The organism is Arcobacter caeni (assembly GCF_003063245.1).
Lineage (GTDB): Bacteria > Campylobacterota > Campylobacteria > Campylobacterales > Arcobacteraceae > Aliarcobacter > Aliarcobacter caeni.
Window position 1 is genome coordinate 201,132 of the sequence record NZ_MUXE01000003.1, and the last position, 14,329, is coordinate 215,460.

Annotated in this window: 16 protein-coding genes; 1 reads left to right on the plus strand and 15 read right to left on the minus strand. The window is 27.6% G+C overall.

Annotated features, from left to right (window positions below; genetic code table 11):
• The first annotated feature begins 1 nt into the window (after window position 1).
• Window positions 2–574: an ABC-type transport auxiliary lipoprotein family protein gene (locus tag B0174_RS03460; RefSeq protein WP_108558259.1), complete on the plus strand. Its 573-nt coding sequence runs from the start codon at window positions 2–4 to the stop codon at window positions 572–574.
• Here the strand turns inward: B0174_RS03460 and B0174_RS03465 are convergent.
• From B0174_RS03465 to pstB, 15 genes are all read right to left on the minus strand, one after another.
• Entirely contained in the window at window positions 569–1,606 is a 1,038-nt protein-coding gene (locus B0174_RS03465; RefSeq protein WP_228156405.1) for an AbrB family transcriptional regulator, read from the minus strand. The two genes, B0174_RS03460 and B0174_RS03465, sit on opposite strands and share 6 nt — an antisense overlap.
• Window positions 1,607–1,654: 48 nt before the next feature.
• A complete protein-coding gene (gene pgm, locus B0174_RS03470) occupies window positions 1,655–3,292 on the minus strand; it encodes a phosphoglucomutase (alpha-D-glucose-1,6-bisphosphate-dependent) (protein WP_108558260.1) in 1,638 nt (545 codons plus the stop codon).
• Window positions 3,293–3,555: 263 nt separating this feature from the next.
• A complete protein-coding gene (locus B0174_RS03475; protein ID WP_108558261.1) occupies window positions 3,556–4,524 on the minus strand; it encodes a thiamine pyrophosphate-dependent enzyme in 969 nt (322 codons plus the stop codon).
• Window positions 4,525–4,526: 2 nt separating this feature from the next.
• Entirely contained in the window at window positions 4,527–5,762 is a 1,236-nt protein-coding gene (locus B0174_RS03480) for a 2-oxoacid:ferredoxin oxidoreductase subunit alpha (RefSeq protein ID WP_108558262.1), read from the minus strand.
• The gene (locus tag B0174_RS03485; protein WP_205663487.1) at window positions 5,762–6,175 is read right to left on the minus strand and encodes a 4Fe-4S dicluster-binding protein; all 414 of its coding nucleotides are present in this window, start codon (window positions 6,173–6,175) and stop codon (window positions 5,762–5,764) included. Before B0174_RS03485 ends, B0174_RS03480 begins: the two co-directional genes overlap by 1 nt.
• Before the next feature lie 10 nt (window positions 6,176–6,185).
• Window positions 6,186–6,749 carry a pyruvate flavodoxin oxidoreductase subunit gamma gene (locus B0174_RS03490; protein WP_108558263.1) on the minus strand — a complete coding sequence of 188 codons (564 nt, stop codon included), beginning with the start codon at window positions 6,747–6,749 and terminating at the stop codon, window positions 6,186–6,188.
• A 309-nt stretch (window positions 6,750–7,058) separates the two neighbouring features.
• Window positions 7,059–7,712 carry an HAD family hydrolase gene (locus B0174_RS03495; protein ID WP_108558264.1) on the minus strand — a complete coding sequence of 218 codons (654 nt, stop codon included), beginning with the start codon at window positions 7,710–7,712 and terminating at the stop codon, window positions 7,059–7,061.
• 26 nt (window positions 7,713–7,738) lie between these two features.
• The gene (locus B0174_RS03500; protein WP_108558265.1) at window positions 7,739–9,241 is read right to left on the minus strand and encodes a peptide-binding protein; all 1,503 of its coding nucleotides are present in this window, start codon (window positions 9,239–9,241) and stop codon (window positions 7,739–7,741) included.
• Between the two features lie 104 nt (window positions 9,242–9,345).
• Window positions 9,346–9,735, minus strand: coding sequence for a 30S ribosomal protein S9 (gene rpsI, locus B0174_RS03505; RefSeq protein ID WP_108558266.1), 390 nt, complete (start codon window positions 9,733–9,735; stop codon window positions 9,346–9,348).
• 5 nt (window positions 9,736–9,740) lie between these two features.
• Complete coding sequence (gene rplM, locus B0174_RS03510; protein ID WP_108558267.1) at window positions 9,741–10,160, minus strand: 50S ribosomal protein L13; 420 nt, start codon at window positions 10,158–10,160, stop codon at window positions 9,741–9,743.
• 75 nt (window positions 10,161–10,235) lie between these two features.
• On the minus strand, window positions 10,236–11,621 hold the full coding sequence (locus B0174_RS03515) for a sensor histidine kinase (protein ID WP_108558268.1): 1,386 nt from the start codon (window positions 11,619–11,621) through the stop codon (window positions 10,236–10,238).
• The gene (locus tag B0174_RS03520) at window positions 11,615–12,289 is read right to left on the minus strand and encodes a response regulator transcription factor (RefSeq protein ID WP_205663488.1); all 675 of its coding nucleotides are present in this window, start codon (window positions 12,287–12,289) and stop codon (window positions 11,615–11,617) included. Before B0174_RS03520 ends, B0174_RS03515 begins: the two co-directional genes overlap by 7 nt.
• Window positions 12,282–12,731 (minus strand): phosphate-starvation-inducible PsiE family protein, encoded by a 450-nt coding sequence (locus tag B0174_RS03525; RefSeq protein ID WP_108558270.1) that lies wholly within the window; start codon window positions 12,729–12,731, stop codon window positions 12,282–12,284. Before B0174_RS03525 ends, B0174_RS03520 begins: the two co-directional genes overlap by 8 nt.
• A gap of 21 nt (window positions 12,732–12,752) precedes the next feature.
• Window positions 12,753–13,421 (minus strand): phosphate signaling complex PhoU family protein, encoded by a 669-nt coding sequence (locus B0174_RS03530; protein ID WP_108558271.1) that lies wholly within the window; start codon window positions 13,419–13,421, stop codon window positions 12,753–12,755.
• Window positions 13,421–14,194 carry a phosphate ABC transporter ATP-binding protein PstB gene (gene pstB / locus B0174_RS03535; protein WP_108558272.1) on the minus strand — a complete coding sequence of 258 codons (774 nt, stop codon included), beginning with the start codon at window positions 14,192–14,194 and terminating at the stop codon, window positions 13,421–13,423. The genes B0174_RS03530 and pstB overlap by 1 nt, the downstream gene beginning before the upstream one ends.
• Window positions 14,195–14,329: the final 135 nt, after the last annotated feature.

The following is a 14,329-nucleotide window of genomic DNA, read 5'->3' on the forward strand; positions in this document are numbered from 1 at the left end:
TATGAAAAATCTTTTTTATCTGTTACTAGTAGTTTTAATATCAGGATGTTCGCTAAAACAAGAAGTTGATATAAATAGTTATTCTATTGATTTTAATCCAAAAAATAGTAGTTATAAAAATATTGGAAAATCAATTTTAATTGAAGAACCTTTTGTAAATAAAAGTTTTAATTCAAGAGCTATTTTTTATAGTACAAAACCATATTCATTTGAAGAATACGCAAAAAATAAATGGATAAATCTTCCAAGCAATATGATTCAAAACTCTTTATTGGAAACTTTACAAAGTAGTAATATCTTTTCTTTAGTTTTACAAGAAGATACAAAAATAAAATATGATTATCTTTTAAAAACAAATGTAATAAAAATCTATCATGAAATAAATGGCGATAAATCTTATGTAATCTTAAAAGTAAAATTTGATTTATTAAAAGATAAAGAACTTGTAAAAACTTTTACTTATGATAGAAAAGTTTTAGTAAGCAAAAACAATCCTTATGAGTTTGTAAATAGTTTAAATAAAACATTTGATGAGATAATACAAGAGTTGTTAAAAGAGATAAGTAAATTATAATTTTTTGGCAATAATTGGAGCTAAATTCATAACAATAAAAAGTCTCATAATATGATGAATCGTAATATATGGCACATTTGCACCTACAAGTAAAGCTATAAGATTCATCTCTGTTTGACCACCTGGACTAAAAGCCAAAAGAATTGAAACTATTGGAAAACCAAAAAAATAGTAAGCAATAAAAACAAAAATACTAGAAATAAAAGCGATAATAATAAAGTGCCCAAAAGTTCCCACAAGTGTTTTTATAATTGTTTTTAACTTAATACCTCTAAAAGTAAAACCTATAATTGTTCCAAAAATTACTTGAACAAATTTGATTAATTCATCGGGAATTAAAGTATGAATAAAACCACTACTGTGAACAATAATACTTAAAATCATTGGACCAATCAAAAATGCAGCGGAAATTCGTAGTTTTTTAGCTAATAATGCTCCAAAAACTCCAATAACAACCAAATAAAAAAACTCTAATAAATTTGTGTCTTTTATAGATTTTGTGATTAGTTGGTTACCACTTATATCTAAATGAAAAACATATTGAATAATAAAAGGCAAAGTTAAAACTACAAATAAAAGTCTTGAAGATTGAACCAAAGTGATTTTTGAAGTATCAGCTTTTTGTTCTTCTCCTAAGATTACCATTTCTACAACTCCACCTGGAGTTGAACTAAAAAAAGCAGTTTTTCTATCAAACTTTAGAACTTTTACATAATAATACATTCCTGCAAATGTAACGATAATTGAATAAGGGATAATCAATAAAATACTAAATATATAAATATGTAAAAACTCTAAAATTTGCGGTGTAAAAGCACTTCCAATGATTAACCCTATAAAAATTCTAGCAGGTGCTGAAAATATTTTTGGATTTAAAATAGGAAGATTTTCAAATCTCATAGCAATGGAAGTTGTAAAAATAGCTCCTAAAAGCCAAGGAAGAGGAAGATGTAAAAATATGAATAAAATAGAACCAAAAAGACCTATGAAAAGTGCAAGTAACATTTGAGATAATTGTTGCATGTTTATCATAGATTTCCTAGTTTAGTTGTTTTTTCAATTAGTTAAAAAAGTATAGCTTTAAGCTTCTATACTTTTTGTAACTAAATCTTGAGCCTCTTTTATAAGTAGTTCTAAATGCTCTTCGTCTATAAAACTTTCTGCATAAATTTTATAAATATCTTCAGTTCCAGAAGGTCGTGCTGCAAACCAACCACTTTTTGTTGTAACTTTTAAACCACCAATACTTGCGTTGTTTCCACTTGCATTTGTATAGATATTTTCTATTTCTTCACCTGCTAAAGTTTTAGATGTAATATCTTTTACGCTAAGGTTTTTTAGTTTTGCTTTTTGTTCATAATTTGCAACCGCATCAACTCTTTTATAATAAGCTTTACCAAACTCTTTTTCAAATTCTTGATAAATAACACCTGGGTCTTTTTTTAGTTTTGCAGTAATTTCAGCCGCTAAAAGATTTAAAATAATTCCATCTTTATCAGTTGACCAAACACTTCCATCTTTTCTTAAAAATGATGCACCAGCGCTTTCCTCTCCACCAAATGCTAAACTTCCATCAAATAAACCCTCAACAAACCATTTAAATCCAACAGGTACTTCATAAAGTTTTTTATCTAAAGATTTAACAACTTTATCAATCATTGAACTTGAAACTAAAGTTTTACCAACTCCTAAATCATTTTTCCAAGATTTTCTATTTGAAAACAGATACCAAATAGCAACAGTTAAATAATGATTTGGATTCATAAGTCCTACACTTTTTGTTACAATTCCATGTCTATCAAAATCTGGATCATTAGCAAATGCAATATCATATTTATTGGCTAATTGTATAAGTGAAGCCATAGCATACGGTGAAGAACAATCCATTCTTATTTTTCCATCATGGTCACACGACATAAAAGAAAAAGTAGGGTCAATAACTTCATTTACAATATCAAGGTTAAGACCATATATTTCATTTATTTTTTTATAAACTTCTAAACCAGAACCTCCAAGTGGATCTACACCAATATTTAGATTTGCATTTTTGATAAGATCCATATCAATAATAGTGTCTAAAGCTTTTACATAAGGCGTTATAAAATCAGCAATTTCTAAAAATTTAGATTCATATATTTTTTCTTTTGCGATGAATTTAACATCTTTTAGACCATCTTTTAATATTTCATTTGCTCTTTTTTCTATAACAGATGTAACATCAGTATCAGATGGTCCTCCATTTGGAGTATTGTATTTAAATCCACCATCACATGGAGGATTATGTGATGGAGTTATAATTACACCATCATTTAAATCTTTTGAATTCTTATTTGATTCAATTATTGTAAAAGACATAACAGGAGTTGGAGTATATGTGTTTTTTGGTGCAATTTTACATTGAACTTCATTTGCTAAAAAAACTTGTAAAGCTGTTATTTGAGCAGGTGTTGATAAAGCATGAGTATCAATTCCTATATGCATAATACCATTTATTGCTGCATTTTTTCTATATTCACAAAGCGCTTGAGTGATTGCTAAAATATGCTCTTCATTAAAACTTGATTTTGTAGAACTTCCTCTATGTCCAGATGTTCCAAAACTAACTTTTTGACTTTGAACATTTATATCAGGCTTATTAATATAATAAGCTTCAATTAGTTTTTCAATATTTTCTAGTATTTCTTTAGGTGCTTTTTTACCTGCTAAATTATTTATCAAGTTTTATCCTTTGCTATTTTAATTGTTTTTATAAAAAGAATGATTATTTTATCGAAATTGCCCTTTTATATGATTTCTAAATAAAAGATTTAGCATTATTTGAAGAATTATTTAAATAAATTGAAACATTTATTTTAGAGTAAAGGGAAAAAGAAAATTCCCATTTCAATAAGAAAACAAAATATGAAATGGGAATTGAAAAAAATTGTTAGAATTTATGAGTTAGATTTAAAAAAGTTTTTATTTTCTTACAAAAGAAGAAATTACATTCTAATTTCTTCTCTTTTTTGTAAGAATACCCATCTTTCGTCTATTCTTTTTTGCCACTCATCAATTAAATATTCATATTCAGGTTTAAATAAGTGTTTAAATCTTGGTTGTGCACCTAAATAATCCCTAACAGGAATGATATTTTTTGGTCTATAAGTGATGTTTAATTCTCTTCCATCAATGATTTCATATAATGGGAAAACAAGTGAATCAACTGCTAAATCAGAAACTTCGATAGTTTGATTTGGAGCAAATTTCCACTCAGTTGTACAAGCACTCATTGCATTTATAAATACAGGTCCGTGTGTATCAAAACCTCTTTGGATTTTTTTAACCATATCTTTCCATTTATTAGGAGCAACTTGTGCAACATAAGGTGCACCATGAGCTGCCATAATTGAAACGATATCTTTCTTTTGTCTTTTCTCACCATAAGAGTGAGATCCAGCTGGTGCTGTTGTTGTACTTGAACCAATTGGTGTAGATGAAGATCTTTGACCTCCTGTATTTGCGTAAACTTCATTGTCTAAACAAACATACATAAAGTCATGACCTCTTTCAAAACATCCAGAAATCCATTGGAATCCAATATCATAAGTAGAACCATCTCCACCAAATGTTACAAATTTTGGTTGAGGAGTATCTGCACTAATTCTTCCTTTATTTCTTAAAGCTTTGTTCATTGTCTCAACTCCTGCCATTGCAGTTGATGAGTTTTCAAATCCAATATGAATCCATGAACAATCCCATGAAGTATGAGGATAAATAGCTGTACAAACCTCTAAACATCCTGTAGATGCAGAAACCACTAAGTTATCATTTGTAGCATTTAAAACTTCTCTTACAATAATAGAGTGCGCGCAACCTGGACATAAAAGATGTGAACCCTCAAATCTTTCAGCTGCTGTTGAGAATGATTTTAAATTTTTAATCTCTTTTTGTGTATTAACAAGTGTACTCATTTTTATATTCCTTGCGTTTCATAAAAGCTAAGTTCTGGACCTCTTACTCCAATAAATCTTTGGATTTTTCCAGATAACTTACCTTCTTTTGCTTCTTTATCTAAAGTTCTAAATATATCTTTTAAACCAGCAACAGTCATATCTCTTCCACCTAATCCATAAATTAAATTAGAAACTAATGGTCGAGCTTTTGTATTGATTAATGCTCCTGAAACTTCATTAAATAAAGTTCCAACCGTTCCACCAGGTGCAGATCTATCCATACAAGCGATTGCTTTTACATTTTGTAATGCAACTGCAACTTCTTCAAGTGGGAAAGGTCTAAATACTCTTGGTGCTACAACCGCTGCATTAATTCCTTCAGCTTTTAATTGATTAATTGCTAGCATTGCAGTTTCAAAAGTTGAACCTAAACATACAATTGCAACATCTGCATTTTCTAAATTATAAGATTCAACAAGTTTATATTCTCTTCCTGTTAATTCTTTAAACTGCGCAAATGTTTCTAAGATTACTTTTTTAGAACTCATTAATGCAGCATGTTGTTTTGCTTTATGTTCAAAATGCCAATCTTGCTCTGTTTGAACACCATGAGTTACAGGTTTATCAAAGTTTAATAAAGCATTTACTTGTAAGTAATCACCTACAAATTTACAAGCAACATCATCTTTTAATGGCGTAACATTTTGAGCTGTATGTGAAGTCATAAATCCATCTTGATTAGAAATAACTGGAAGTCTAACTTCTGGATGCTCAGAAATTTTAAATGACATTAAAGTCATATCATAAGCTTCTTGAGGTGAAAATGCATCAATTGAAATCCAACCAGAATCTCTTGTTAAATATAAATCTGAGTGGTCACCATTTACATTTAAAGGTGCAGCTAAAGCTCTATTTACTAAACATAACACAACAGGAATTCTCATTCCAGATGCTTGGTATAAAGTTTCAATCATAAGTGCTAAACCTTGTGAAGAAGTTGCTGTTGCCACTCTTCCACCAGCTGCACCTGCACCTATACATGCAGACATTGCTGCGTGTTCAGATTCAGTCATCATTACTTCACCATCAATATATCCATTTGCATGAAACATTGCATAATTTTCAACTGTAGCAGTTGAGGGTGTAATAGGATAAGCAGCAACAACATCAACATCAGCTTGTCTTAAAGCCTGAGAGTTTGCCATGTTTCCATCCCAAACTTCTACCCCTTTTAATTCCATAATTCTCTTATTCATTATTCTTCACCTTTTTTCTTTTTCTCAGGCCATTTACCAAGTGCATCTTCAACTGTTTCATATTCATTAAACATTAAAAGTGATTTTGGATTTGTAGGACAAACGCTTACACATAATCCACAACCTTTACAGTGTTCGTAATCAATACCTTTCATCTCTTTATTTCTAGCAATAATAGATGTATCTGGACAGAATATCCAACAATTTTGACAGTCAATACATGTTTCTGAATTCCAAACTGGTTTAATAACTCTCCAGTCTCCAACACTCATACTTTTTGAACTTGTCTCTGAATACATTCTATCTTCAGGTTGAATATCTGCTATATTATAATTTATATCTCCGTTAAATGTGAATAAAGCAGCACCAGGTACTAATTCATCCCATCCCATTTCACTTATTGGTTTACTCATCTTTTATCCTTTAATGAACTTCATCGTAAGCTCGTTGGATTGCAATCATATTTGCGTCAATAACATTTTGAGGTAACTTTTTAAGTACACCTTTCATTTTCTCTTTGAAGTAATCAAGTTCAAACATTCCGCTTACTTTCATAAATGCACCAAGCATTGGAGTATTTGGAATAGCTTTTCCTATAGTATCTCTTGCAATTTGAAAACAGTCAAGTACGAATACTCTATCTTCAATTCCTTGTAAAGTTGGAACTAAAGAAATCAATTCTTTTTTCTGTAAGTGTGTAGTTATTATATATTTTGTTGTATCTTTACCATTTGCAGTGATATTATCTGTAATAGCTAGACCTGGATCTAGTATAAATACAAAATCAGGTTGCATATATTTTTCATGGTTTAAAATTGGTTCATCATCAATTCTATTATAAGCCGTCATAGACGCACCTCTTTTAGCTGAACCATAAAAAGCAAAAGCTTGAACTTGTTTACCCGTTTCAGCAACAACAGAACCAAGACCTTTTGCACCTGTAACGGCACCTTGTCCTGCACGGCTATGCCATCTAATTTCTAACATAGAGGCTCTCCTTATTATTAATATTAAATCTAACTTAAAAAATTCAATTAGTCTTTAGTATTATAAATAATTTTAGCTTAAATAAACTTTTATTTATTGATTCTACTATTATATAATGATAGTAAAATTAAGTTTTTTTAAAAGAAAAATTAATTCTATAAATTATTCATATCAAATAAAGTACTATTCTATCGATATATTTTGTATTATTATAGAATAATACAATTATAAAATTATTATAGAACTTAAAACTTGTATTTTAATATTAAATCTGAATTAATTTATAATATTAAGCTATTATTAATAATATTAGAGGCTTTTAATGTAACTTATTGCACTAAATGCATTAGGTTTTATAATATTTGTGTATTTTAGTAACTCTTCTTCTTGTCCATATCCACATAAAACACCAATTGAATTTATATTTGCTTCATTTGCTGCAATTAAATCTAATTTAGTATCTCCAATCATCCAAACAGTATGTTTATTTTTATCATAATTCATTTGTTCAAGTGTAATTAAAATGGGTTCAGGATGTGGTTTAGGATTTTGAACATTTTCTCTTCCTGTTACTATTTCGAAAAATTGTGCAATATCAAAATGCTCTAATAAAGGCATTGTATACATTCTTGTTTTTGTAGTAACAACACTTACTCTTGCAAATAAAGAAGCTTCATAAAGAGCTTCATAAGCATCTTTTAAAAGTGTAGTTTGCTCTTTTGAAATGATTTTATATCTATTTTTATAAGCATCAACAAAATCCCAAACTTTTGATTCTTCAACTCCTAATTCTTTGTACATAATATCAAGAGGATAACCAATTAATGATTTAATAGTTTCATCATCACCTTTAAAATCAAAATTTAGTTCTTCAAAAGAGTGATAAAATGTCGAAACTATTGCATCTGTTGAGTCTATTAATGTTCCATCTAAATCAAAAAGTATTATTTTATTTTTATCCATATTTTAATTGTCCTTCAATATTATATTTATTCTTGTATTTCCCAATCTTTTTGGTTATGCATTATTCCTACAAAAGATGGTTCGATATTTTTTATATTTTTATTTATAGCAGAGACTGAATCAGGAATATATAGAAATAAATATGGTAAATCATCACTTATAATTTTAAATATATCTTTATAAATTTTTCCTAATTCCTCTCTATTTACAGTGTTATTGCCTTTTTCAATTAAATTATCTACTTCAGGGTTTGCATAAGAAACAAAATTAAATCCACCTAATTTACTACTTGAGCTGTGCCAAATAGGAGAAGCATCAGGCATTAACGCCATTGACCAACCAAGAAGTACCGCCTCAAAATTTCTTGGATGAACAACTGTATTTAAAAATGCTTGCCACTCCATAACTCTAATATTCATTTTAATTCCAGCTTTTTGTAGTTGGTATTGCAAAATTAAAGCTGCATTTATTCGTATATCATTTCCAGTATTTGTCACCACTTCAAAAGAAAAAGGATGATTTTCATCGTAACCTGCTTCTTTTAAAAGTTCTTTTGCTTTAGTAATATCTTGAGTTATAGTTTTTATTTCTTCATTATAGGCAAAAGAATTTGGTAAAAATGGACCATTACAAACTTTTCCATAACCAAAAAATAAAATGTCAACTAACTCTTGTCTATTAATTGCTAAAGATAAAGCTTGTCTGATTCTAATATCTTTAAACTTTTCATTTTTTAAATTAAAGCCTAAATAAGAAAAACTAAAACTTGGTTTTTGCATTATCGTATAATTGTGTTTAAAATTATCATCAAGTTGCCTATCAACTTGAATAGGATCTAATCCACCAAGATCTAATTTCTTTTGTTTTAAATATAAAAAAGAAGTATTTGGATCTGGAAGAAATTTATATAAAATCTTATCAATTTTTGGTTTTCCCTCAAAATATTTATCATTTGCGATAAGTTCAATATCTTGACCTTGTTTAAACTCTTTTAATTTATATGAACCTGTTCCTATTGGATTTTTATTAAATGAACTTGTCATTAAATCTTTTTCATCTTTTAAAAGATGATAAGGAAGAATTCCAACCATCCAAGTCTCTAAAGCTTTAAAGTAGGGTTGTTTGTATATAACCTCAATTGTATAATCGTCCAAAGCTTTTACACTTTGAACTTCTTGAAAATTTGATTTAATAGAATTAAATACTTTTGGATCGATTATTTTTTCATAAGTAAAAATCACATCTTTAGCTGTGAATTTTTCTTTATCATGCCAAAGTACATCTTCTTTTAATTTAACAATTAATTTTGTAGGAGTTTCAAATTTATATGATTTTGCTAAATCAACAGTAGGATTTCCATTTTTGTCATATTTAAATAAACCATTAAAAAGCCAATCAGATATTTCACTACTTGCAGAATCATTTGCTAATATTGGATTTAGTCTGCTAGGACTTGAAGACATTGATAAGTTTAAAGTACTTGCGCTTAAATAAGCGAAGATTAGTAGGTAAAAGGTTAATAATTTCATAGGGTATTGTATAGTCTTTTTATATAATAATGCATAAAAAAAGGAGCAACTTTCGTCGCTCCTTTTGATAAAAAGAAAAGCATTTCTCTTTTGAATTCCAAAAATTATCTTTTTGAGAATTGAGAAGATTTTCTTGCTTTTTTCTTTCCGAATTTTTTTCTTTCAACTGATCTTGAATCTCTAGTTAATAAACCATAAGGTTTTAAGATAGCTCTAAATTGCTCATCAAAAGCAACTAATGCTCTTGAAATCCCATGTCTAGCAGCATCAGCTTGAGCTGAATAACCACCACCAAGAGTTTTTACAATAATGTTTACAGAAGTTTCTTGTTTAGCAACATTTAATGGTTGCGTAACTCTTTTTTTGATTGATTCATGTCCACCTAACCAAGCGTCAAGAGTTTGACCATTGATTGTTAATTGACCATTACCATTTTCTAGCCATACTTTTGCTACAGCTGTTTTTCTTCTTCCAGTTGCATATACTTTTGCCATTACTCTTATCCTTTAATTTGCGCAGTATGAGGATGTTCACTTCCTGCATATACTTTTAATTTTTTTAACATACCTTTTCCAAGAGTTGTTTTTGGAAGCATACCTCTAGCAGCTAGTTTGTATAATTTTTCTGGATTTTTTTCAAACATTTCAGACATTTTGTGAGTTTTTGTACTACCAAAATAACCTGAGTGTGTAAAGTAATTTTTACTTTCTAATTTTTTACCAGAAAATCTTGCTTTTGATGCATTTATAATAACAACAAAATCTCCGCAGTCTACATTTGGTGTAAAACAAGGTTTGTTTTTCCCTCTTAAGATAGTAGCAACTTCTGTAATAATTCTTCCGAATATTTTATCAGTTGCATCAACTACTATCCAATTTCTTTCGATTTCGTTAGCATGTGCCATTTGAGTAAATTTCATTTATTTTCTCCGCTTTTTTAATGAGGTGCAATAATAGTGTAGTAATTATTAATTTATACTTAAATTAAGTGTATATTAATAATTTATTGAAAATTGTGAACCATTTTTAAATTCAGAGTCTATTTTTAGGGTGAAGTTGTGTAAAGATAGTACTGATTGTACTATAAAAAGTCCTAATCCAAGAGAGTTATTCCATCCATTATTTGAAATTCTATAAAATTTTTGGTTTATTTTTTCCAACTCTTTTTCTTCAATTCCAATACCTTTATCTATAATACAAATAGAATTTTGTGAAATATTTACAACTATTTCATCTTCTGAATATTTTAAAGCATTTTCTATTAAGTTAGAAATTGCCATAGAAATCAATGTTTCATCTACTTTTAGAGTTATATCTTCGCCTTGAATTAGAATTTCTCTATTTTTATATTTGTCCTTTAAATCACTAATACAAGTTTCAATTAATTTTTTCATAGAACAAGGTATTAAAATTAGTTCTTGTTTTCCTTCTTCAAGTTTAAGCGTTAATCTTAATTTATCAACGATATGAGACATTTTATTGGCATTTGAATAAATCTTTTTTAGAAATCTAGTTTTCATAAGTTGTGGCATTTGTTCATCGTTTAAAATGGTTTCAGTATAACCTGAAATAATTGCAATTGGATTTTTAAATTCATGGGAAATTGCAGATATTATTTCATCTTTTTGTTTATTTGCAAGTTTTAATTTCGCATTTTGTTTTGCTTTTTGTTTCTCTCTTTTTGAGAGTTTAATTGCAACTTTATTTAGTAATTTTGAGATTTTATAAAATTCATAAGTGTAATTTGAATCTAAAATAAAAGAAGGTTTTTTGTGGGCTAATAAAGTTAAAAAATGAAGAATATTATCCGTCTCTTTTTTTACTCTAATACTAATAAAATAAGTGGCTAAAAAAGCAATAATTAGAAAAAATGTAATAAATAAAAAAATTCCAAAGGTGAGACTGATAAAATTATCTGTGATAATACTTATATAATCCGCCATTCTTATGTAATAGATTTTATTTGAAATTGTTATCTTTTTTGCAATATATAATAACTCTTTATCAATAGTTTCAGATTTTCTAGTATCTTTTCCAATGATGTTATTTTTGGCTTCAATTATCTCTTTTCTATGTAAATGATTTTTGATTAAAGATAACTCTTTATCACTATCTGCAATTACAACTCCAAATTCATCAATAATTGTGATTCTAAGTTTTAGTTTTTCATGTAATTCATGGATTATTTCAGAGGTATTTCCAAGATTGTCTTCATTTTTAAAAACAATAGATAAGGTATCAATATTTTGAAGTAGATTTTTTTCAACTTGATTTATATAAATATTTTTCGACCAAAAATAAGTAATAATGCTTAAGGTTAGAAGAATAACTAAAAATATTGCAATGTATGTTCTAAGAAAAAGTTGATGAATCTTTAACAAAAAATATAACCTTCGCCTCTAATTGAACGAATATATTCTTTTTTTGCATTTGGGTCTATTTTTGCTTTTAATCTTTTGATGGCAACATTTACAGTTTTCTCTTTTTTTTCAAAAGAGTCTTGCCAAACACTATTTAATAAGTGTTCTCTTGAAAGTAAAATATCTTTATTTTTAATAAATTCAAGTAATAAATCATGTTCAAGATGCGTTAATTCTATTTCCTCATTATCAATATAAAATTTTTTATTTGAAGATTTATACATAATATCTTTTACTTTTAGAACATCTACATCTTTTGAACTTCTTTTTATAACAGCTTTTATTCTGGCACATAACTCTTTTATATTAAAAGGTTTAGTAATATAATCATCTGCATGATTATCAAATCCATCAATAATATCTTCATCTTTATCTTTAGCAGTTACATAAATAACGGGATTTGTATATCCTTGTTGTTTTATTTCATTTATAAAGGAAGTTCCCTCAATTCCAGGAAGATTTCTATCCATTAAAATTAAATCAATTTGTTCTTCATTTAAAACTTTTCTTACATTTTTATCAATTTTTAGAAAACCAATTGTTTCATAACCCTCTTTTTGAAGAGTGTACTCAAGAAGTTCTAAAATATCTTCTTCGTCTTCTACTATTAAAATTAATTTATTATTCATCAGAATTCGACTCTTTTGTTGTTATAACTTTTTTATTTGGTCTTTCATCTTCGTATTCAATTACTGTATCTTTTGAGATTTTTATAATACCAGGTGAGAATTTTATAGCAAGAATTCTAAATATAAAAAATACGAAAATTACAAATAATAAAAATGTAATATCAAAGTAATCTCTATTTTTATTTGTAGTTAAAATAATTACATCACGAATTAAAAATATGACAAAAATGTCAATAACATATCTAAGTCGTAAAGTCTCTTTTTTGATAAAATCAGAGACCATTTTTACAACTTCCATGATAACTATAAATTCTAACATAAGAATAATTGCTTTGTAAAAGTCGATGCTAGAAATTAATATTATTACTAAAATTAACATTGCAGCAAGGACTTCAAAGTTTGTGCTGAAGTAGTTTTCGATTTTATTTATAGCTTTTTTCATGGAAAAATTATAACATAAATATCATGATTGTACCATGTCACCGCCAACTTGAGCGAAATGCAACAAATTAGCAATAGAAACAGCACGGTCAGCAATTTTCTCAAGTCTTCGTAAAGCACTTAATATATCAAAATACTCTTTTGATAAATCAAGGTTTTTTGAAATCAATTTTAAAATATTTTTTTCAATCATTAAATATAAATCATCAGTTTTACTCTCTTCAACTATAACTCTATGATATTTTTCTTCAATATGATTTGCATTTGTTTCATCAAGTATTGAAATAGAAGTTTGAAGAGATAAAAGTGCTGATCTTAATAGTGGAACAGCATACTCTAAAATCATATTTGTATTTAAATCATCTGAATAAGATTTTTTGAACATTTTTGCAAAATCTTTAGCATTTGAACCTGTTCTTACTAATTCATTTGTGATTTTTAAATATGAAACCAATTGTCTTAAATCTTTTGCTTCTGGTGAATATAAAGCCAAAGTTGTAACAATGATATTATCAATCTCATTTGATCTTAACAATAATTTTTTTTCAGTTATTTCAACATTTTTTAAATCATCGATTTTTTTATCTTCTAAAGCTCTTAAAGATAATTCTAGTGAATTAACAACATCAATACCAATTTTTGATATTTCTTCTTTTATATTTTGTAATTTTATTTCGTATGGTCTTAACATTATCCGAACCTTCCTGTAATATAATCTTCTGTTTTTTTATTGTGTGGATTAACAAAAATAGTTTGTGTTTCATCATATTCTATTAATTTTCCTAAATGGAAAAATGCTGTATAATCAGCAACTCGTGCCGCTTGTTGCATATTATGCGTAACAGTTATGATTGTGTAATCTTGTTTTAATTCAAGCATTAAAGCTTCTATTTTTTCTGTTGAAATTGGGTCAAGTGCGCTTGTTGGTTCGTCCATTAAAATAACTTGTGGTTTAATAGCAATAGTTCTTGCAATACATAATCTTTGTTGTTGTCCTCCTGAAAGTGAAGTTCCTGGTTGTTGTAATTTATCTTTTACTTCATTCCAAAGTCCAGATTTAATTAAAGAAAGTTCAACTAACTCATCACAATCTCTTCCTTTTCTTACGATTCCATGTTTTAGTGGAGCGTAAGCTACATTGTCATAAATTGATTTTGGAAAAGGATTTGGTTGCTGAAATACCATTCCGATTTTTTTTCTAACACTTACTTCATCCACATCTTTATCATAAATGTTTTTATTATCAATTACGATTGAACCATCAATTTTTACTATTGGAATTAAATCATTCATTCTATTTATACATCTTAAAAATGTAGATTTTCCACAACCAGATGGACCAATTAGTGCTGTGATTTTATTTTCATATAAATTAGCAGTAATATCAAAAAGTGCTTGATTTACTCCATAATATAAGTTCAGATTTTTTACGGCTATTTTTGTTTTATTATCATTTTCTATCATTACTTTTCCCTCGTATAATTTTCATATGAATAAATAATCTAGTTTTTAACTAAACTATATATTCTTTTAAGATTGAAGTACTAACTTCAAATCTTTAATTTTTTACAGTTTATGACTTTAGATAAAACAACATTT

Excerpts from the sequence above, each read along its gene's own strand:
- B0174_RS03460 (WP_108558259.1), top strand. The coding sequence starts at position 2 with ATGAAAAATCTTTTTTATCTGTTACTAGTAGTTTTAATATCAGGATGT.
- B0174_RS03465 (WP_228156405.1), bottom strand. The coding sequence starts at position 1,606 with ATGATAAACATGCAACAATTATCTCAAATGTTACTTGCACTTTTCATA.
- B0174_RS03475 (WP_108558261.1), bottom strand. The coding sequence starts at position 4,524 with ATGAGTACACTTGTTAATACACAAAAAGAGATTAAAAATTTAAAATCA.
- B0174_RS03480 (WP_108558262.1), bottom strand. The coding sequence starts at position 5,762 with ATGAATAAGAGAATTATGGAATTAAAAGGGGTAGAAGTTTGGGATGGA.
- B0174_RS03485 (WP_205663487.1), bottom strand. The coding sequence starts at position 6,175 with ATGAGTAAACCAATAAGTGAAATGGGATGGGATGAATTAGTACCTGGT.
- B0174_RS03490 (WP_108558263.1), bottom strand. The coding sequence starts at position 6,749 with ATGTTAGAAATTAGATGGCATAGCCGTGCAGGACAAGGTGCCGTTACA.
- B0174_RS03495 (WP_108558264.1), bottom strand. The coding sequence starts at position 7,712 with ATGGATAAAAATAAAATAATACTTTTTGATTTAGATGGAACATTAATA.
- B0174_RS03500 (WP_108558265.1), bottom strand. The coding sequence starts at position 9,241 with ATGAAATTATTAACCTTTTACCTACTAATCTTCGCTTATTTAAGCGCA.
- rpsI (WP_108558266.1), bottom strand. The coding sequence starts at position 9,735 with ATGGCAAAAGTATATGCAACTGGAAGAAGAAAAACAGCTGTAGCAAAA.
- rplM (WP_108558267.1), bottom strand. The coding sequence starts at position 10,160 with ATGAAATTTACTCAAATGGCACATGCTAACGAAATCGAAAGAAATTGG.
- B0174_RS03520 (WP_205663488.1), bottom strand. The coding sequence starts at position 12,289 with ATGAATAATAAATTAATTTTAATAGTAGAAGACGAAGAAGATATTTTA.
- B0174_RS03525 (WP_108558270.1), bottom strand. The coding sequence starts at position 12,731 with ATGAAAAAAGCTATAAATAAAATCGAAAACTACTTCAGCACAAACTTT.
- B0174_RS03530 (WP_108558271.1), bottom strand. The coding sequence starts at position 13,421 with ATGTTAAGACCATACGAAATAAAATTACAAAATATAAAAGAAGAAATA.
- pstB (WP_108558272.1), bottom strand. The coding sequence starts at position 14,194 with ATGATAGAAAATGATAATAAAACAAAAATAGCCGTAAAAAATCTGAAC.